17 protein-coding genes are annotated in these 20,333 nt (G+C 65.2%); 14 read left to right on the plus strand and 3 right to left on the minus strand.

What is annotated here, in order from left to right; all coding sequences use genetic code 11:
- Positions 1–3 precede the first annotated feature (3 nt).
- The 11 genes from E3T39_RS14515 (at position 4) to mfd (ending at position 12,941) form a co-directional block, all read left to right on the plus strand.
- The gene (locus tag E3T39_RS14515; RefSeq protein ID WP_241979729.1) at positions 4–1,296 is read left to right on the plus strand and encodes an ABC transporter substrate-binding protein; all 1,293 of its coding nucleotides are present in this window, start codon (positions 4–6) and stop codon (positions 1,294–1,296) included.
- A 93-nt stretch (positions 1,297–1,389) separates the two neighbouring features.
- Entirely contained in the window at positions 1,390–2,316 is a 927-nt protein-coding gene (locus E3T39_RS14520) for a carbohydrate ABC transporter permease (protein ID WP_241979730.1), read from the plus strand.
- On the plus strand, positions 2,313–3,194 hold the full coding sequence (locus E3T39_RS14525) for a carbohydrate ABC transporter permease (protein ID WP_134516534.1): 882 nt from the start codon (positions 2,313–2,315) through the stop codon (positions 3,192–3,194). The genes E3T39_RS14520 and E3T39_RS14525 overlap by 4 nt, the downstream gene beginning before the upstream one ends.
- Before the next feature lie 2 nt (positions 3,195–3,196).
- Entirely contained in the window at positions 3,197–3,739 is a 543-nt protein-coding gene (locus tag E3T39_RS14530) for a gluconokinase (protein WP_241979731.1), read from the plus strand.
- The gene (gene dgoD / locus E3T39_RS14535; RefSeq protein ID WP_134516535.1) at positions 3,717–4,865 is read left to right on the plus strand and encodes a galactonate dehydratase; all 1,149 of its coding nucleotides are present in this window, start codon (positions 3,717–3,719) and stop codon (positions 4,863–4,865) included. Before E3T39_RS14530 ends, dgoD begins: the two co-directional genes overlap by 23 nt.
- Before the next feature lie 5 nt (positions 4,866–4,870).
- Positions 4,871–5,539 carry a bifunctional 4-hydroxy-2-oxoglutarate aldolase/2-dehydro-3-deoxy-phosphogluconate aldolase gene (locus E3T39_RS14540; protein WP_134516537.1) on the plus strand — a complete coding sequence of 223 codons (669 nt, stop codon included), beginning with the start codon at positions 4,871–4,873 and terminating at the stop codon, positions 5,537–5,539.
- Positions 5,536–6,495 (plus strand): sugar kinase, encoded by a 960-nt coding sequence (locus E3T39_RS14545; protein ID WP_134516539.1) that lies wholly within the window; start codon positions 5,536–5,538, stop codon positions 6,493–6,495. Before E3T39_RS14540 ends, E3T39_RS14545 begins: the two co-directional genes overlap by 4 nt.
- A 55-nt stretch (positions 6,496–6,550) precedes the next feature.
- Positions 6,551–7,780, plus strand: a complete 1,230-nt coding sequence (gene manD / locus E3T39_RS14550) for a D-mannonate dehydratase ManD (RefSeq protein ID WP_134516541.1) — start codon at positions 6,551–6,553, stop codon at positions 7,778–7,780.
- Between the two features lie 244 nt (positions 7,781–8,024).
- Entirely contained in the window at positions 8,025–8,639 is a 615-nt protein-coding gene (locus E3T39_RS14555) for a 50S ribosomal protein L25/general stress protein Ctc (protein ID WP_134516543.1), read from the plus strand.
- Between the two features lie 56 nt (positions 8,640–8,695).
- Positions 8,696–9,280, plus strand: coding sequence for an aminoacyl-tRNA hydrolase (gene pth, locus E3T39_RS14560; RefSeq protein WP_134516545.1), 585 nt, complete (start codon positions 8,696–8,698; stop codon positions 9,278–9,280).
- Between the two features lie 37 nt (positions 9,281–9,317).
- Positions 9,318–12,941 carry a transcription-repair coupling factor gene (gene mfd, locus E3T39_RS14565; protein WP_134516547.1) on the plus strand — a complete coding sequence of 1,208 codons (3,624 nt, stop codon included), beginning with the start codon at positions 9,318–9,320 and terminating at the stop codon, positions 12,939–12,941.
- Positions 12,942–13,110: 169 nt separating this feature from the next.
- On the opposite strand, the gene nhaA is transcribed toward mfd, so the two are convergent.
- Positions 13,111–14,481, minus strand: a complete 1,371-nt coding sequence (gene nhaA / locus E3T39_RS14570; protein WP_134516549.1) for a Na+/H+ antiporter NhaA — start codon at positions 14,479–14,481, stop codon at positions 13,111–13,113.
- A 138-nt stretch (positions 14,482–14,619) separates the two neighbouring features.
- Between nhaA and E3T39_RS14575 the strand changes: the two genes are divergently transcribed.
- On the plus strand, positions 14,620–15,435 hold the full coding sequence (locus E3T39_RS14575) for a nucleoside triphosphate pyrophosphohydrolase (protein ID WP_134516551.1): 816 nt from the start codon (positions 14,620–14,622) through the stop codon (positions 15,433–15,435).
- Between the two features lie 12 nt (positions 15,436–15,447).
- On the opposite strand, the gene E3T39_RS14580 is transcribed toward E3T39_RS14575, so the two are convergent.
- Both E3T39_RS14580 and E3T39_RS14585 read right to left on the minus strand, forming a co-directional pair.
- Positions 15,448–16,539, minus strand: coding sequence for an ABC transporter permease (locus tag E3T39_RS14580; protein ID WP_134516553.1), 1,092 nt, complete (start codon positions 16,537–16,539; stop codon positions 15,448–15,450).
- Positions 16,536–17,543, minus strand: coding sequence for an ABC transporter ATP-binding protein (locus tag E3T39_RS14585; RefSeq protein WP_174845144.1), 1,008 nt, complete (start codon positions 17,541–17,543; stop codon positions 16,536–16,538). Before E3T39_RS14585 ends, E3T39_RS14580 begins: the two co-directional genes overlap by 4 nt.
- 94 nt (positions 17,544–17,637) lie before the next feature.
- On the opposite strand from E3T39_RS14585, the gene hisS reads away from it, so the two are divergent.
- Together hisS and eno are read left to right on the plus strand one after the other, a co-directional pair.
- Entirely contained in the window at positions 17,638–18,891 is a 1,254-nt protein-coding gene (hisS, locus tag E3T39_RS14590) for a histidine--tRNA ligase (protein WP_134516555.1), read from the plus strand.
- A gap of 136 nt (positions 18,892–19,027) precedes the next feature.
- Complete coding sequence (eno, locus tag E3T39_RS14595; RefSeq protein WP_134516557.1) at positions 19,028–20,308, plus strand: phosphopyruvate hydratase; 1,281 nt, start codon at positions 19,028–19,030, stop codon at positions 20,306–20,308.
- The last annotated feature ends 25 nt before the right edge of the window (positions 20,309–20,333 follow it).

The raw sequence follows: 20,333 nt of genomic DNA on the forward strand, positions 1-20,333 counted from the left end.
ACAGTGAAGCGTCATTCAGTTGTTCGCGTTGCGGCCATCGTCGCCGCGACATTCCTCGCGGCGGGCACACTTACCGCGTGTAGTGCCGGTGCAAGTGACGACGGGGGCGCGAAGACTCTTCGGGTCACCCTCGCCAACCACGTCTGGACCGACACGATCAAGAGCAAACTGCCTGAGTTCGAGGCGGCCACGGGCCTGACGGTCGAGCTCAGCCAATACGGCGAAGACCAGCTCTCCGATCAGTACAACGTGAAGCTCAATGCGGGCACCGACGAGATCGACGTCATGATGTATCGCCCGCTTCAGGAAGGCAAGCTGTTCGCGAAGAACGGCTATCTCGCCGACCTGAGCGACGACGTGGAGGCGAACGCTGACTGGGACTGGAGTGACTTCCAGTCCGGACCGGTCGAGTCGACGACCTATGACGGCAATGTCGTTGGGGTACCGATCATTACCGAGCAGGAAGTGCTGTACTACCGCAAGGACCTCCTCGCCAAGGCCGGACTCGAGGTGCCGACCACGATGGAGGAACTCGAAGCTGCAGCCAAGGCGATCAAGGAACAGAACCCCGGCGTGGCCGGCTTCGTTGCCCGCACCGGCAAGTCCGCCGCCGTCACCCAGTTCTCCAGCTTTCTCTACAGCTTCGGCGGTGACTTCATCGACGAAGACGGTAACTCAGCCATCGCCAGCCCGGAAGCCAAGGAAGCCTATGCGTTCTACGGCGGACTGATCCGCGACTACGGTCCCGAGAATGTCAGCACCGACATGAGCTGGCCGGAAGCCATGGCCATCTTCACGCAGGGTCAGGCCGGCCTGTACACCGAGGCCGACAGCCTCTACAAGAACGCGACCGACCCGGAGACGTCCAAGGTGTCCGACACGGTCGGCTTCGCGCCGATGCCGGCCGGCCCCGGCGGCTCCGTCGCCTACAACGTGCCGTCCTGGGCACTCGGCATCAACGCGGAATCGGCCTACTCCGCCGAAGCCTGGTCGTTCATTGAATGGGCGACGAGTGCGAAACTGACCCTGGAGGTGCAGCAGGACGGCGTTCCCGGTGCGCGCCAGTCGGTCTGGGAAGACCCGGAGGGCACATCGACCTACCCGGCCGACCTCGCCGCTGCGATCGCCACGAGCACGAAGAACGGCGTCGGTCATGACCGCCCCCGCGTCATCAAGGTGCCCGAAGCTCGGGAGATCGTGGGAGATCCGATCGTTATCGCCATCACCGGCGGCGACTCCGACGCAGCAGCGGACGCCGCGAGCGATGCTTTCCAGGGCATCCTCGACGACGAATAGCCCGTACCACTGAGCCGGGGCGGATGATCAAGCGTGGTCATCCGCCCCGGCAGCCCCCGTCATTCTGTACGTGCAACAGCAAGTGTGAGGTGAATGATGACCACAATGGTCACCACCAAGCCCTCAATGTGGAAGAACTATTCCACCTGGGCAAACCGTCATCGCAAGTGGCTCTTCGCTTCTCCAGCAATGATCTTCGTCGGGCTGCTCATCGCGGTGCCGCTGGGCTGGACCCTGTACCTCAGCGTGACCGACTCCGAGGGGTCGGTTCGCGCTGCATCCAACCTGGTCGGATTCAGTAACTACCTCGAGGTTCTCACCGACACCGAACGGTTCTGGCCCGCCGTGATGCGCACGTTCGTCTTTACCGGCGGAGCGCTCGCCATCGAGCTTGTGCTCGGAATGTGTATTGCCCTGCTGCTCTGGCGTCCGTTCCGCGGCGAGAAATGGGTTCGGGTCGCGATCCTGCTGCCGCTGGTCGCCACCCCGGTCGCCGTCGGCATGATGTGGCGCCTCATCTTCGACCCGAACATCGGCTTTGCCAACCAGGTGCTCAGCTGGATCGGTATTCCCGCCCAGCCCTGGCTGTCTGGCCAGTACACGGCGCTGCCGACGCTCATGTTCGTCGACATCTGGCAGTGGACGCCGATGGTCGTACTGATGCTGCTGGCCGGCCTCACGTCACTCTCCGACGAACCCGATGAAGCGGCCCGCATCGACGGCGCCAACTCCTGGCAGCGCTTCTGGTTCGTCACCCTGCCCCTGATGCGCGCCACCGTCATTGTCACTATCGTGCTTCGGGGAATCGACGCCCTCAAAACCTTCGACATCCTTTATGCCACCAAGGGCAAGGGTGGCGGGTCATTCCACGAGGTAGAAACGCTCAACATCTACGCCTTCGGCCTGAGCTTCGACTACAACGACTACGGGATCGCCTCCACCGTGCTGATCCTGTTCTTCCTGCTCATCATCGCGATCATGTGGGTGCTCACGTACCGCAGAAAGGCGAACCGGTCATGACCACAACCCTGCCAGCGCGTCCCGTCATCGAGACACCGCGCCCGGTCCCTACTGCACCGCGGCGTCGCAAACCGCGGGCGTACAAGATCTTTCGTGTCGTCGCCCTGACCCTCACGGTGCTGCTATTCATCGCTCCGCTGGTCTGGATGTTCATTGCGTCGCTCAAAACCAATGTCGACATCTACGACGCCAGCAAGACCGTGTTCTTCACGCCGACCCTCGACAACTACGACAATGTGCTCAGCCGCAACAACTATTTTGGATTCATCTTCAATAGCTTCTGGGTGGCGCTGCTGTCCACGCTCTTCTCCCTGCTGATCGGAGTTCCGGCCGCCTATGCGATGAGTCGCTTCGCGATGCACCGGTCAGCGCTGGTCGTGCTCATGGCACGCATCATCCCCGGCGTTAGCCTGCTCGTGCCGTGGTACTTCATCTTCGCCAACATGCGCATGGTCGGCGGCTTCGGTGTGCTGATTCTGTCGCACATGTTCGTCGCCCTGCCGCTCATCGTCTACATCATGATCAGCTACTTCGACTCGACTCCCCTCGAGTTGGAGGAGCAGGCGCAGGTGGACGGCCTCACCCACATCGGCGCGTTCCTGCGGATCACCCTGCCGTTGTCGGTTCCCGGACTCGCAACCGCCGGCATCCTCTCCTTTATCTTTTCGTGGAACAACTTCATGTTCGCCCTCGTACTCTCTGGAGCCAATACCAAAACCCTTCCGGTGGCGATCTTCAACTTCGTCTCGTATGCGAGCATCGACTGGGGGAGCCTGATGGCGGCAGCCGTCGTCGTCACCGTTCCAATCATGGTGATCGCACTGTTCACCCAGAAATACATCGTGTCCGGCCTGACCGCCGGTGCGACCAAGGGCTGAGGGTGAGTCTCCCTCCGATCGTCGTCATGGGTGTGCAAGGTTCAGGCAAGTCGACCATCGGTGAACTTCTCGCCGAGCGCCTCGGTGCCCAGTTTCTCGACGGCGACACCCTGCATCCCGCCGTCAACAAGGCAGTTATGGCCGCCGGCAATGCGTTGCAGGACGAGCATCGGCTGCCCTGGCTGCACGAGGTGGGGCGGTGCCTCGCCGCAGATTATCCGAACGGAATCGTCATCGCCTGTTCGGCCCTTAAACGCAGCTATCGAGACCTGCTGCGCGGTCACGTCGGCGACCTGTTCGTCGTTGATCCGGAAGGGTCGATCGACCTGATCGCCGCCCGGCTCCGCGCCCGTACCCACGAATTTATGCCTCCAGCGCTGCTGCAATCGCAGTTCGACACGCTCGAGGTGCGAACGGATGATGAACGCGGCATGACCGTGGACATTGTTGAACCGCCCGGCACCATCGTCGAACGGATCGTCGCGGCTCTCGCCGCCGAAACAGAAGGTGGTGAGGTCGACCGTGTCGCAGATCACGCGCGTTGAAACCTTTCTTGTCGCGCCCCGTTGGTTGTTTGTGCGGATCGAGACCAGCGACGGCATCATCGGTTGGGGCGAGGCGAGTCTGGAGGGTCACGCGGATGCCGTGCGCACCGTTGTCGACCAGTTTGCGGAATATCTCATCGGGGCCGACCCTGACCGCATTGAAGACCACTGGCAGGTTCTGACCAAGAGCGGCTTCTACCGCGGCGGACCGGTGTTCGGCAGCGCCGTCTCCGGCATCGATCAGGCCCTGTGGGATCTCAAGGGCAAGTCTCTCGGGGTGCCGGTCTACCAGCTGCTCGGCGGGGCGGTTCGGGATCGCATCCGCATGTACGGCTGGGTTGGCGGCGACGATCCGAGCGGCATCACCGACGCGATCGCGGCGCAGCTGGCCGTGGGGTTGACCGCCGTCAAGATGAACGCTTCCGGCATCATGAGCAGGGTCGGCACGGTCGCCGAAATCGACGGCGTGCTCGAACGGGTCGCGGCCGCGCGGGCCGTACTTGGCCCCGACCGCGATGTGGCGGTGGACTTTCACGGCCGGTTCACGCTCGCCAATGCCCGCCGGATCGCCCCGCTGCTGGAGCCGTTGCGCCCATTCTTCATCGAAGAGCCGGTGGTTCCAGAGAACTCCCACCTGATCGGACAACTGGCCCAGGCCACCGCGATTCCCATCGCGACCGGGGAACGGCTCTACACGCGGCAGGATTTTCTCCCGGTACTCCAGGCCGGAATCGCTGTGGCGCAGCCCGACCTGTCCCACGCCGGCGGCATTTCCGAGGTGCGTCGCATTGCGGCGATGGCCGAGGTGTACGACGTACAGCTGGCTCCGCACTGTCCGCTCGGCCCGATCGCGCTGGCGGCCTGCCTGCAGGTGGGTTTCGCCACTCCCAACTACCTCATCCAGGAGCAGAGCATCGGCATCCACTACAACCAGGGCGCCGAAGTGCTGGATTATGTGCTCGATAAACAACCGTTGAAATTCGTCAACGGCAACATTGAGCTGTTGACCGGACCTGGCCTCGGCATCGAAATCGATGAGGTCGCGGTGCGGGCCGCCGACTCGCGGGGACATACCTGGCGTTCGCCGATCTGGCGGCACACCGACGGCGCCTTGGCCGAGTGGTGACGGCTATGACGGTTTCGTGCACCCCGAATGACTTTCTCGCCGGGCTGCAACGTGAACGCCTGCTGGCCATTATTCGTGCAACCGACCCGGACGCGGCGCTTGCCGCGTCGCTCGCACTCTTTGCCAGCGGCATCCGCTTTCTGGAAGTGTCTCTCGTAACGACCGATGCGCTCGGAATCATTGCGGAACTCGCGCGGCTTGCTCCGAGTGATTGTCTGGTCGGGGCGGGAACGGTGCTGACCATCGACGACGTGCACCGCAGCGCCGCAGCCGGCGCAACGTTCATGGTGACCCCGGCCGTGACCGACGCCATCGCCGAATCGGCCCAGCTGGGCCTTCCGGTCTGCGCCGGCGCGCTCACCCCCACCGAGGTCGTTGCGGCCCGCAGTGCGGGCGCCACCGTGGTCAAGCTGTTTCCCGGATCGTTCGGCGGCCCGGCCTATCTCAAGGCGCTGCGCGACCCGCTGCCCGACGTGCCGTTCGTGCCCGTCGGCGGCGTCGATGCCGCGCTGGCCGCGCAATACTTCGCGGTCGGAGCTCTCGCCGTCGGCATCGGCAGCCCCCTGCTCGGAGATGCAGCACGCGGCGGCGACCTCGACGCCCTCAGGGGTCGGGCGGCCGGCTTCCTCGCCGTGCGCGACGACGTCAATCAACTGGCGGCTGCGCGCGCATGACCGGGCCCGACGTCGTCACCCTCGGCGAAACCATGGTGAGCCTGCGCACGGGCACCCCGCTTCGCCTCGGCGGTGCCCTGCAGATGACCGTGGCCGGTGCTGAATCGAATGTGGCCATCGGCCTCGCCCGACTGGGCCACACCGTGCGCTGGGGCGGCCGCGTCGGCGACGACGAGGTCGGTGTCTTCCTGCTGCGAACTCTGCGGGCGGAGTCGGTGCTCGTCGACACCGTCGCGATCGACGCCGACCGGTCGACCGGGCTCATGCTTGCTGAACGTCGCATCAACGACCTGTCCCGGGTGAGCTATTACCGCAGCGATTCCGCCGGTTCCGCGCTCAGCGAAGCGGATGCCGCTGCCTGCCTGGCTGCACCACCTCGCCTTCTGCACGTGACCGGCATCACCCCCGCTCTCTCGCGTTCGGCCGCGGAGGCCGTGACCGAGGCTGTGCGGCTTGCGCGCGCAGCCGGCGCCCTGGTGAGCGTTGACGTGAACTATCGCGCCAAACTCTGGAGCACGACTGCGGCCCGCACGACCTTGTCGGCTCTGGCCCGCAGCGCGGACATCGTTATCGCCTCCGATGACGAACTCGGACTTATTGTGACCGGTGCTGGTACCCCCGAAGCAGAAGAACGGGCGGCCGCCGAGCTCGCGGCCTGCGGTGTCAGTGCGCTCGTCATCAAGCGTGGAGCCCTCGGCGCGAGCGTGTATAGCGATGGAGAAATCGTGCACGCATCCGCGATCCCGGTGTCGGTGCGCGACACGATCGGCGCTGGCGACGCTTTCACCGCCGGTTACCTCTCCGGAGTGCTGGACGCCCTCACCCCTGCGGACGCGCTGCACCGCGGCATCCTCACCGGTGCCTTCGCGGTCGCCGCCATTGGCGACTGGGAGGGCGCGCCGACCCGGGCCGAGCTCACCCTGCTCGCCGCACCGGCCGGGACCACCCTGCGCTGACCCGGCATCCGCTTGCCCCCGTATTCTCGTCACCCGCACGACCAAGGAGAACGCCATGAAAATCGACAGAGCAGAAGTCGTCGTCACCAGCCCGGATCGCAATTTCGTGACCCTGCGCCTCACCACCGATGACGGGCTCGTCGGGCTCGGCGACGCCACCCTGAACGGCCGCGAACTGGCCGTTGTGGCCTATCTGCAGGAGCACGTCGTTCCGCTGCTGCTGGGCTCCGACGCGCATCGCATCGAAGACACCTGGCAGTTTCTCTATCGCAGTGCGTATTGGCGTCGAGGCCCGGTCACCATGGCCGCAATTGCCGCCGTCGACGTGGCGCTGTGGGACCTCAAGGCGAAGGCCGCCGGCCTGCCGCTCTATCAGCTGCTCGGCGGAGCCAGCCGGGATAAAATTCTCGCCTACGGCCACGCCTCCGGACGCGACCTGCCCGAACTGTTCGACTCCATCCGCAAGCACCAGGCGCTCGGCTACCAGGCCATTCGCGTGCAGACCGCCATTCCCGGGCTCAAAGCCATCTACGGAGTCGCCGCGCAGACCCAGACCAGTGGCAAGCGCTACGACTACGAACCGGCCCAGCGCGCGGCCAGGCCGGCGGAAGAAGACTGGGACACCCGCGCCTACCTGCGGCACCTGCCGACCGTGTTTGAGGGTGTGCGCGCTGAATTCGGCCCCGAACTGCCCCTGTTGCACGACGGGCATCACCGGATGACACCGATCCAGGCGGCGAAACTCGGCAAGTCGCTCGAACCGTTCGACCTGTTCTGGCTTGAAGACTGCACACCGGCCGAAAACCAGGATGCCCTGCGCCTGGTGCGTTCGCACACCACCACACCGCTCGCGATTGGTGAGGTTTTCAACACGGTCTGGGACTACCAGACCCTGATCAAAGACCAACTCATCGATTATGTGCGATCGGCGGTGACCCACACCGGCGGCATTTCGCCCATGAAGAAGATTCTCGACTACGCCGCGCAATACCAGATCAAGTCCGGTATTCACGGCCCGACCGACATCTCCCCGGTAGGCATGGCGGCCGCCCTGCACCTCGACCTGGCCATCCATAACTTCGGAATCCAGGAGTACATGCAGCACGGCGACGCCACCAACAGTGTCTTCGAACAGTCGTTCAGCTTCTCCGACGGCTACCTGCACCCCGGCAACAAGCCCGGTCTGGGAGTCGACCTCAACGTCGACGAGGCCGGCAAATACCCATACCAGACGGCGTATTTACCCTTCAACCGGCTGGCCGACGGCACCGTGCACGACTGGTAGTCCGGCCCGCACGACACGCCCGGGCTGCAGGCTCGGCCCGAACTGTGTAAGCTTGACAACGAACTTCGGCGAGGGATAGTGCCGGGCCAGATCAGTGGGCCGGCGGCATCCGTTATCGACGCGGCGGACGAGGCCCTGGGCTTTTCCTCACGCTGACATGCGTTCGAGTTGAATCAGTACCCACTTTTCGGGCTTCGGCCCGCGAACCAGAACTCGGGCATTGCGCCCGGCAAGGAGAAATACCATGGCTAAAAAAGAAGTAAACGCCGTCGCCGCTGAACTGCGCGAAAGCTTTGGCAAGGGCGCGGCCCGCAAGCTGCGCGTACTCGGCAAGATCCCTGCCGTCATCTACGGCCACGGCACCGAGCCGGTGCACGTGTCGCTGCCCGCCCACCGCATCGCCCTGTTGCTGCGTCGCGCCAACATGATCCTCGAGCTCGACATCGCGGGCGCCAAGCAGCTCGTTCTGGTCAAGGACGTGCAGAAGGACCCGGTGAAGGCCATCATCGAGCACATCGACCTCGTCGTCGTGCGCAAGGGCGAAAAGGTCCAGGTTGAAGTTCAGGTGCACATGTCGGGCGAGTCCTTCGCCGGCACGATCGCCGACTTCGACACCAAGACCCTGCTGCTCGAGGTCGAAGCAACCGACATCCCCGAGAACGTCACCGTGTCGATCGAAGGCCTCGAAGACGGAGCCCAGGTTCACGCCAAGGACGTTCCGCTGCCCTCCGGCGCCACGCTCATCTCCGACGAAGACGTCCTCGTCGTCTACGTCCACACCCCGCGTGGCGAAGATGAGGAAGAGGCCGAGACCGAGGTCATCACGGCCGGCACCCCGGCCGCCACGCCCGCCGCGTAACTGTAATTTTCAACTGGTTCCGTCTGGGCTTTCGCCCTCGCACACGGAGGAATTCCCTGGACACGAACCTGTGGCTCGTAGTCGGGCTCGGTAACCCCGGGCCCGACTACGCCGGCAATCGGCACAATGTCGGACAGATGGTGGTCGCTGAGCTCGCCGACCGTCTCACGTCAAACTTCAAGCGTCACAAAACGGCCGCCCTCGTGGCCGAAGGGCGCCTCGCGCCCGGTGGACCCAAGCTGGTACTGGCCAGGCCCACCACGTTCATGAACGTCTCCGGCAGCCCGGTCGCAGCGCTGCTGCGCTTCTACTCGCTGCCCGTCAACCGGCTCATCGTCGTGCACGATGACCTGGACCTGCCCTTCGACACCCTCAAAATCAAGGTCGGCGGCGGTCACGGCGGCCACAACGGCCTGCGCGACATCATCGCCGCCACCGGAACCAACGATTTCATTCGCATTCGAATGGGCATCGGGCGCCCGCCCGGTCGCCAGAATCCGGCCGATTTCGTGCTGCACGACTTCGCTGCCGCCGAGCGCGCCGTTCTGCCCAATCTGATAGCGGATGCCGCCGACGCGGTCGAACTGATCGCCTCCGCCGGCGTCGTGGCCGCTCAGCAGAAGTTCCACTCTTCGTCCTGAGTTCGGCACTGTCGGTGCCAGTGCGTAGACTCGTTCAGTGATCCTTCAGGGCTTAATCGCAGCGCTCGCGCGCGCCTCCACGTTCGACAACGCCCTCGCCTACGCCAGCCGGGATGCTGATTTCTCGCTGACTGAGGGCCTGCGTGCCGCGCTGCTCGCCGCGCTCCTCGACCTGCGCCGCGATGATGCCCAGGCTCTGTTCGTGATCACCGCGACCGGCCGCGAGTCGGAGGCGATCCGCGAAAATCTCGGCTGCTTCGCCACGAGCGCCGAAATCATCGACTTTCCGGCCTGGGAGACCCTGCCGCACGAACGCCTGAGCCCGAGCGCCGAGATCGTCGGTAAGCGTCTGCACGCCCTGCGCCGCATGCGGGAATGGCAGGAGCAAGACCCAGCAGAGCGGCGTCCGCTCATCGTCGTCGCCTCGGTGCGGGCCGCCCTGCAACCCGTCGCCGACAACCTCACCGACTACGACCCGATCGGGCTCACCGTCGGCGCCCGCGGCCATGACCTCTCGGCGATCGTGCTGCAGTTGATCAACGTCGCATATGCGCGCGTCGACATGGTCACCCGGCGCGGCGAGTTCGCCGTACGCGGGGGAATTCTCGACGTGTTTCCGCCGGTCGCTTCGCACCCCTACCGGGTCGAATTCTTCGGCGACGAGGTCGAGCAGATTCGCCTGTTCAGCGTGGCCGACCAGCGCTCGCTGCCCGAACCGGTCGAATCCGTCAGCCTGCCGCCCAGCCGCGAACTGCTGCTCAGCCCCGCCGTGCGGCAACGGGCCCGCGAAATGCAGCATGAATTTCCGAGCCTGGCCGGCCTGCTCGCCAAGATCGCCGAGGGAATTCCGGTCGAGGGCATGGAAAGCCTCGCGCCGGCCCTGGTCGACCGGCTGGTGCCCGTCACCCACTACCTGCCGACCAACGCCGCCGTTGCCGTGATCTCACCGGAACGGGTCGCAAGCCGGGCGATCAGCCTCGCCGAGACCAACCGGGAGTTTCTCGGGGCAGCCTGGAGCGCAGCGACGGCTGGTGCGGACGCCCCGATCGACTTAGCATCCGGCGACTTTCTCACCCTGGGGCGCCTGCGCGACAGCGTGACCTACTCGGCTCCTGGCGCACCGGCCTCCGGTCACAACTGGTGGACCCTGAGCACGTTCCAGGCCGCACCGACCGATGCGCCGGTTCTGCCCGAACATCTCGAAATGGACGAACTGCTCACCATTCGCATCGAAGCGGATGCCGTGCCCACCTTTGCCGGCAGCGTCGACGGAGCCGTCGGTCACGTCGCCTCCCGCCTGCACGACGGCTGGGTCGTCGGCATTGTTGCCCAGGGTGCAGGCCTGGTCGAACGCGCCGCCCAGGTGCTCGCCGAACGCGAGCTGCCGGTGCGGGTGGTAGAGGTGTGGCCGCTGGAACCGGAACCGGGTATCGCCTACCTGCTGAAGGCATCCGTCGATCACGGTTTTGAACTGCCGCAGAGCAAGCTCGCGCTGATCAGCGAGTCGGAGTTCTACGGGCGCACCGTCGGGTACTCCGAGCGGCAGATCAAGAAGCTCGCCAGCCGTCGTAAAAACGTCGTCGACCCGCTGCAGCTCGTGGCCGGCGACCACGTCGTGCACCAGACGCACGGCATCGGCCGTTTTCTCGAACTGACCCAGCGTGAGGTGTCAAGCGGCGGCCGCAATCCGGTCAAGACCACCCGCGAATACCTCGTGCTGGAATACGCTCCGTCGAAGCGCGGGCACGCCGGCGACCGGCTGTACGTGCCGACCGACCAGCTCGACCTCGTCACCCGCTATGTCGGTGGCGAGGCTCCAGCCCTGAGCAAGATGGGCGGCAGCGACTGGTCGAGCGCCAAGACCAAGGCGCGCAGAGCGGTTCGCGACATTGCCGTTGAACTCGTCAAACTGTATTCGGCCCGGATGGCCAGCAAGGGGCACGCCTTCGGGCCGGACACCCCGTGGCAGCGTGAACTCGAAGAGGCGTTTCCCTTCGTGGAGACCCCCGATCAGCTGACCACCATCGACGAGGTCAAAGCCGATATGGAACGGCCCATCCCGATGGACCGGCTCCTCAGCGGTGACGTCGGTTTCGGCAAGACCGAGGTCGCCATTCGTGCCGCGTTCAAGGCCGTGCAGGACGGCAAGCAGGTCGCCATGCTCGTGCCGACCACCCTGCTGGTCAGCCAACACATGGAAACCTTCAAAGAACGGTTCGCCGGATTCCCGATTCACCTGCGTGCCCTGTCACGGTTCCAAACCGACAAGGAGTCGCGCGAAACCATTGCCGGCATGCTCGACGGCACCGTCGACGTCGTCATCGGCACGCACCGGCTGCTCTCGCCATCGATTATCTTCAAAGACCTCGGCCTCGTCATTATCGACGAGGAGCAACGTTTCGGCGTTGAGCACAAGGACGCCCTGAAGAAGCTCAAAACCAACGTCGATATTCTCGCGATGAGCGCGACGCCGATTCCGCGGTCCCTCGAGATGGCGGTCACCGGTATCCGTGAAATGTCGACCCTTGCCACCCCGCCCGAAGACCGGCACCCGATTCTGACCTTTGTGGGACCGTACTCGCAGCGGCAAGTGGCCGCGGCCATCCGCCGGGAACTGCTGCGCGAAGGCCAGATCTTCTTCGTGCACAACCGGGTCACGAGTATCAACCGCATCGCATCAGAGCTCGCCGAGCTCGTGCCGGAGGCGCGTATTGCGATCGCCCACGGGCAGCTGCCGGAGGCACAGCTGGAACAGGTGGTCGGTGACTTCTGGGAGCGCAAGTTTGACATTCTGGTCTGCACCACGATCATCGAGACCGGCCTCGACATCAACAACGCCAACACCATCATCATTGACCGCGCCGACAAGTTCGGCCTCAGTCAGCTGCACCAGCTGCGCGGCCGGGTCGGCCGTGGGCGCGAACGCGCGTACGCCTACTTTTTGTACGACGAGAACAAGCCGCTGTCGGAGACCGCCCACGACCGGCTTGCCACCATCGCCGCCAACAACGAACTCGGCGCCGGCATGCAGGTGGCGCTCAAGGACCTCGAGATTCGCGGCGCCGGCAACCTGCTCGGCGGCGAGCAGGCCGGGCACATCGCCGGTGTGGGCTTCGACCTGTACCTGCGCATGATCGGTGAGGCCGTGAGCACCTTCCGCGGCGACGTCGCCGAGGGACAGACCGAGCTGCGGCTCGAACTTCCTGTCGACGCGCACATTCCGCACGACTTCGTCGACAGTGAGCGCCTGCGCCTCGAGGCGTACCAGAAGCTCTCCAGTGCGAGCTCACCGACGGCGACCGATGACCAGATCGACCTCGTGCTCGACGAACTCACCGACCGCTACGGCGAACCGCCCGTACCGGTGCAGAACCTCGTCGCCGTGTCGCGGCTACGCTGGCAGGCGCAGCAGGCGAACCTCAGCGAGGTCGTGGCCATGGGCTCGAACCTGCGGGTGGCGCCCGCCGACCTGGCGGACTCGATTCAGGTGCGCCTGCAGCGGATGTACCCCGGCTCGCGGTACGTGTCGGCCACCGGCGCGCTGAGCGTACCGATGCCTCGCCCGAACGGCGAACCGCTCGATGACAACGCCCTGATCGAGTGGACCAAGTCTCTGCTGGCCGCGATCTTCCCGCCGGCCGTGCCGAGCGTCACCGCATAGGCCTCTTCGTGGTGCGCGGGTGTTGCGCCAGTGCGCGGGAGGCCGAACTCCCGCGCACTGGCGCAGGTCCAGCGCGTCGAGTGGCGCGGGAGTTCTGACCAGACGGGAACTCCCGCGTAGTGGCGTATCTCCCGCGCGTCCGACCCAAGTGGTGCCCGTGGTGCTCCGCTTAGCCCTTCGAGGGCTGTTCCGGCTGGTACACGTCTGGAATGCCGTCGTTGTCGCTGTCGATGGCCTCTTTCTCGGCGATGCGCCCATAGTGGCGGTTGCGCAGACGCAGGATCACCGTGGCCAGGAGTGCCGCGAGGAGGGAACCGACCAAAATGGCTACCTTGGCGTGGTCGTCGTGCGGGCTGCCCTGGCCGAAGGCGAGCTCGCTGATCAGCAGCGACACGGTGAAACCGACCCCGGCCAGCACGGCGACGCCGATGACGTCGATCCAGGCCAGATCGGGGTCAAGGGCCGCCTTGGTGGTCTTGGTCACGATGAAGGTGGCGAGCAATACTCCGATGGGCTTACCCACGACGAGTGCGACGACGATGCCGACCGCGACCGGGTCGGTGAGCGCGCGGTACAGGCCATCGGCGCCGCCGATGGTGACGCCGGCGGAGAAGAAGGCGAACACCGGTATCGCGATTCCGCTGGACAGCGGACGGATTCGATGTTCCAAGGTTTCGGCCAGGCCTGGGCCTGCATTGGGCCCGCCGCCGCGCTTGCTGCGTAGCACCGGCACGGCAAAGCCGAGAAGTACCCCGGCTACGGTCGCGTGCACGCCAGAACCGTGCACGAGCGCCCAGACAATGAAGCCGAGAGGCAACAGTATCAGCCACGCGGCCCAGGCTCTGGTGCCGAAGAAGTAGGAGAATTTGTGGGTCAACATCCAGAACAGCGCGATCAGGACCAGGGCCAGCACGAGTGGCAGAACGGCGATGGCGTCCGTGTAAAAGAAGGCGATGATCGCGATGGCGAGCAAATCGTCGACCACGGCGAGAGTCAGCAGAAAGATGCGCAGGGCCGGCGGAAGCTTCGACCCAATAACGGCGAGAACGGCAACGGCAAACGCAATGTCGGTCGCGGTGGGAATTGCCCAGCCGCGCAGTGTTTCGGCGCCCGACTCGAGGTTGATCAGTACATAGATGAGGGCCGGGACGATCACGCCACCGACTGCGGCGGCTACGGGAACGATGGCCCGGCTCACGCTGCGCAGATCGCCGGCGACGAATTCACGCTTCAGTTCGAGACCAGCGAGAAAGAAGAAGATCGCCAACAGGCCGTCAGCCGCCCACGCGCCGAGGCTCAGTTCCAGGTGCCACGGCTCGTAACCGATTCTGTAGTCGCGCAATGAGTAGTACGCGTCTGAGAGGCCAGAGTTGGCCATGATCAGGGCGGCCACGGTCGCAGCCAGCAAAATGGCACCACCGACGGTTTCTTTGCGCAAAATACTGGAGATGCGGACGACTTCGCTATGACTGCCGCGGCGCAGAATGGTGGCGGTGGACGGGGCCGATTTGGGCTTGGGCTGGCGGAATGGTTCGGTCATAATAAATCCTCTGGTTTTTCCGGCGCGCTCATGATGTGCCGACCAGACTTCCCGACTCACCTTTATCCAGAATACACGAGGCAGCTGACCGCCCCAAGGAGGCCGTTTACGATGGAACCGATCGAGGAGTGCACAACCATGACAGATCCGTTGTTTTCATCGGCCCGTGCCGGGGCGTCGCTGCCGGAAACGAACCCGGCACCGCCAGCGCCGCGGGCGGCAGACGGCCCGGATCCGGCATCCGCTGTTCATCCGTCCGCTACGCAACCGTATGTGACGCCCCTCGATACCCTCATCGCCACCGTCGCGCGGCTGCGCGCGCCGGGCGGATGCCCGTGGGACGCCGACCAAACCCACGCCTCGCTCGTTCGCCACCTGGTCGAGGAGACCCACGAACTGATCGAGGCGATCGAAGACGGCGGCCGGGACGACCTGCTCGAAGAGCTTGGTGATGTGCTCTACCAGGTGCTCTTTCACTCCGACCTGGCTGCCCACACGCCGGAGGAGGACTTCGATATTCAGGATGTCGCGGCGCGCCTGACCGAGAAAATGATCGGGCGGCACCCGCACGTGTTTGGTGATCTCACCCTCAAGACAGCCGAGGAGGTGTCGGCTGCCTGGGACGGTTTCAAGGCCGAGGAGAAGCCGGGGCGCACGAGCGTGCTCGATGGCATCCCGGCAGGAATGCCGGCCCTCGCCCTGGCCGACAAGGTGCTCGGTCGGGCCGAGAAGATTGGGCTGCTCGAACCGGATGCCGGTTTCCCGCTTCCGATTGCGTCCGAGGCTGATCTCGGACCGCTGCTATTGGCCATCGTGGCGTCCGCCCGGGCCCAGGGCCTCGACGCCGAACGAGCGCTGCGAGTCGCCGTGCGCGATTTGCAGTCTGAGATTCGCGGTGCCGAGCATCCCGCCGACGATGCCTTCGATGCCGGTATCATCGCACTCCCGTCCTAACCTCCCGCTGTACTACGCGATACGACTGCCGGAGGGGAGGTGCGTCGCGGGGGTGCGGGTGCGGCGCCACGCCCAAGTCAGGGCGCCTGCGCCGAGCAGCAGATGGATGAATAGGCCGATGAACCAGCTGGGCACCGCGCCGTCGTAGATCTCCTGCGGTGTTGGACCGCTGTCGAATTGCCGGTCGGCGTACCCATTGGCAGCCTCCTGGCATCCGTTGTACTCGGTGTACAGCTCTGGGGGGACCTGCGCGCTCCGCACGCCGACGGCGATCTGACCGAACAGGTCGGTGGGATGGCCGCCCGCGTCGAAGCTGCCGGGCGCGGCATCCGCTACCACCACGTACGGGTTCGCGCTAAGGATCCACCAGAAATAATCGAAGCGCGGCACGTTGTAGGTCGAGGTCTCGGGGGTGGAGCAGACGATGTCCGACTGCTTGCCGGTCTGCTCGTCATAGATCGACTCAACGACCTGGTAGCTCACGCTGGTCGCCTCCTGCTGCGTGGCGGTGCCGAGCAGGGCGAACGCAATGAGCGTGCCAAGGCTGAGCGCCGCGACCATGAGGTAGGTCAGCACGATCGAAAACAGCGGTCGGCTCAAAATGCCAGACAACCCCACTCCGACCGCCGCGATCACGCCCAACTCGGCCGCGAGCACCAGCACCGACACGCTGATCGTGCCGAGCGAAACTTTGCCGAGAACGACCGCGAAGATGAGAAACGGCAGCGCCGCCGCCAGAAAGGCGAGCGCGGTGATCCAGGCGGCCAGAAACTTGCCGAGCACGAGCTGCCCGGTACTGATGAGTGTGACCTGCGTCGTGGCGAGGGTGCCGGCATCCCGGTCGCCGTTAATGGCGTTGCCCGATAGCGCCGGCGACACCAGTGTTCCCAGCAGCAGCACAAAGAAAATGATGGTCGAGAACACCCCTCCGCCGCCGGATAGCCACGCCGAGGTGGCCAGCCAGAGCAGAAACGTGACGATGCCCACCAGCAGCATGAAGACACCCAGCAGGACATACCAGGAGACGCCGCGCACCCGCTGGCGCAGTTCCAGCGTGACGATCAACCAGAGTCCGGTCAGGAACAGGCGGTTGCGGTCGTTCATGGCGTTACCTCCGGGTTGACGACGACAGAACTATGTCGCGCCGGTCTGTCCCGCGTGAGGTCGAGAAAAGTGTGCTCGAGGTTGCCGACGGCCGGCCCGAAATCGCACACCGGCACCCCGCTCAGTACCAAATTGTGCAGTAGGGCGGCGGCGGAGGCCTCATTTTCGACCTGCACGAGGGTGCCGAGCTGGTCCACACCGAGAACCAGCACGAGGGCACCGACCACGCCGGGCGTAGCCAGCGCACGTTCCAAAGCTGACTCATCGAGTGAGCGGATGCGCCAGGATCTGGCACTCGCGCCCGCCGCGGCCACCTGTTCCGGGCTCGCCGTGCGTCCGTCGGCGAGGTACACGGCGGCATCGGCCATTTCGTCGAGTTCGGCGAGGACGTGACTGGAAACGAGGACGGCGGTGCCCTCGCCGGCCAGACGGCGTAGCAGTTGGCGCAGCGACGCACGGGCCGCGGGGTCGAGGCCAGAGGCCGGCTCGTCGAGCAGCAGCACTCCGGGGGAGTGCACGAGCGCCCTGGCCAGGCTCAGGCGTTGCTTCTGGCCGCGCGACAGCACCCGCGATGGCCGGTCGGCGAAGTCAACGAGGTCGGTTAGCGCGATCAGTTCGTTGGCGCGCACGGCGGCCTGCTCGCCGGTCATGCGGTACATGCGGCCGGTGATCTGCAGGGCCGCCCGGGCGCTCAGGCTCGGCCAGGAACCGAGTGTGTCCGGCATCCAGCCCATGACGGCGCGCACCCGTTCCGGGTCGGTAACCGGGTCGTGACCATTGATGCGAATGGTGCCGGTATCGGGGGTGAGCAACGTTGCGAGCATGAGTAGCAGCGTGGTCTTCCCCGAGCCGTTCGGGCCGATCAGGGCTGTGACCGACCCGGCCGGAACGGTCAGCGTGGCGCCCCGCAGCGCGAGCACACTGCCAAACGATCGGCTGACCCCGGTCACCGCGATCCCGCTGGGTACGATCCCACCAGACCCGAAAACTGTCGTCACCGACATCGACACACCCCCACTTGTTCCCCCGAGTCTAGGGTGCACTCCCGTTCGGGGGCGGGCGGTGAATCGCACCCACGGCAACTGAGAGAATTACCTCATGGCTATTGCAGTGACCCCGCCGCGCGGCATGCGCGATTTCCTCCCCGCCGACAAGGCCGTACGCGAACGCTCCCTCGGCATCATCCGCGAGAGTTTTCGGGCGCACGGCTTCGACGAGATCGAAACCCCGGTCATGGAAGATTCCGCCCGCCTGCACTCGGGGCTCGGCGGCGACAACGAGAAGCTTGCCTTCGCTGTTCTGAAGCGCGGCCTTAGCAAAGCGGATGTCGCGGCCGCAGCCGAGCAGGACGACCTGATGTCCCTGGCCGACCTCGGACTACGGTTCGATCTCACGGTGCCGCTCGCCCGTTTCTATGCCACCCACCGCGCCGCCCTGCCCGCTGTGTTCCGGTCGATTCAGATCGCCCCGGTCTGGCGAGCCGAACGCCCGCAGAAGGGCCGCTACCGCCAGTTCATGCAGTGCGACATCGACATCATCGGCGAGGCCGGCCCGCTCGCCGAGATCGAACTGATCACCGCAACGGCCGCAACCCTCGACCAGCTCGGCCTCACGGGCTGCTCCATTCGCATTAACGACCGCCGCATCCTCAGCGCCCTGCTCGCGCACTGGGGCGTCCGGTCAGACCTGACCGAGCGGGCGTTGATCGTAATCGACAAGCTCGACAAGATCGGTGTTGACGGTGTTGCCACCGAACTCGGCGCCCTCGGCATTGACGCCCCCGACCTGGCCGCCCTGCTCACCGAGCTCGGTACCGGGGGTTGGTCCCTCGGCGACAGCGCGCCTGAGTGGCTCAACCCGGAGGCGTTCGCCGACCTGACTGCTCTGCGCGCAGCCCTGCCCGGCGTCGACCTCGCGTTCGACCCGACCCTCGTGCGCGGCATGGGATATTACACCGGCACCATCTTCGAGATTTCCCATCCTGACCTGGCTTATTCCCTCGGCGGCGGCGGCCGTTACGACGGCATGATCGGCCGGTTCCTCGGCACCGACGTACCCGCCTGCGGATTCTCGATCGGCTTTGAACGCATCGTCGACCTGCTGCAGGCGGATGCCGCATCCGCTGAGCACGCGGTCGTACTGGTACACGAGAAAGACGCCGATCCGGCCCGTCTGGTCGCCCTCAAGCGCGACCTCGTCGCCGGGGGACTGCGGGTGCGCCTGGAACGCCGCACCAAGAACCTCAAGGCCTTGCTCGACCGGGCTGGTGAGGCCGGCTACGGCCGGTTCGCGTTCGTGACCGCTGACACGCAGGCGGCTATCGACCTCGATTTCAAGCCGCTCGGCGTCTGACGCCGGTTCAGCGGATCGGCCGACACGTTTGGTTAGACTGAAACCGCCTGGATCACCCGGCACACCCCTACTTTCATTCCGACCAGTATCCCGGCGTCTACCCAGACGCTCACCCCCGACAAATCAGGAGACAGTTGTGGCCCTAATTGAGGCAGTAGACGCACGCGAAATTCTCGACTCCCGTGGCAACCCGACCATCGAGGTCGAAGTCTTGCTCGGCGACGGAACCGTCAGCCGCGCCGCAGTGCCGTCCGGCGCATCCACCGGGGTGTTCGAGGCTTATGAGCTGCGCGATGGCGACACAGCCCGCTACCAGGGCAAGGGCGTGCTCAAGGCCGTCGCAGCAGTGATCGACGACCTCGGCCCCGCGGTCGAAGACATCGACGCGACCGATCAGCGCATCGTCGACCTCGTGCTCATCGAAGCCGACGGCACCGACAACAAGGAGCGCCTCGGCGCCAACGCCATCCTGGGCGTCAGCCTGGCCGTGGCCAAGGCTGCAGCCAGCTCGGCCGGCCTGCCGTTGTTCCGCTACCTTGGCGGCCCGAACGCGCACACTCTGCCGGTGCCCCTGATGAACATCATCAACGGCGGCTCGCACGCCGACAACGATGTCGACATCCAGGAATTCATGATCGTTCCGCTCGGCGCTGAGTCGTTCAGCGAGGCGCTGCGCTGGGGCGTTGAGATCTACCACTCGCTCAAGGCGCTGCTGCAGTCCAAGGGCCTGTCCACCGGCCTCGGCGACGAGGGCGGCTTCGCCCCCAACCTGCCGAGCAACCGGGCCGCGCTCGATCTCATCGTCGAAGCCATCACAATCGCCGGTTACGTTCCCGGCAAGGACATCGCACTCGCCCTCGACGTCGCCGCAAGCGAATTCTTCAAGGACGGCAGCTACAACTTCGAAGGCAAGAAGTTCTCGGCCGAAGAAATGAGCGCCTACTACGCTGAGCTCGTCGTCGACTACCCGTTGGTCTCCCTCGAAGACCCGCTCGAAGAAGACGACTGGGACGGCTACGTTCACCTCACCGCCTCACTCGGCGACAAGGTGCAGATCGTTGGAGACGACCTGTTCGTGACCAACCCGGTGCGTCTGGCCAAGGGCCTCTCGCTCACGGCCGCGAACTCCATCCTGGTCAAGGTCAACCAGATCGGTACCCTGACCGAGACGATGGATGCCGTCTCGCTCGCCCAGCGCGCCGGCTACACCGCGATCATCTCGCACCGCTCAGGAGAGACCGAGGACACCTTCATCGCCGATCTCGCCGTGGCAACGGATGCGGGACAGATCAAGACCGGCGCCCCCGCACGTAGCGAGCGCGTCGCCAAGTACAACCAGCTGCTGCGCATTGAAGAAGAACTCGGCGAGGCCGCTGTGTACGCGGGCCGCTCCGCGTTCCCCCGCTTCACCGCGTAACAACGCCCGACAGCACCTACGGGCT

Origin of the sequence: Cryobacterium suzukii, from assembly GCF_004403185.1 — a bacterium.
Taxonomy (GTDB): Bacteria; Actinomycetota; Actinomycetes; order Actinomycetales; family Microbacteriaceae; genus Cryobacterium; species Cryobacterium suzukii.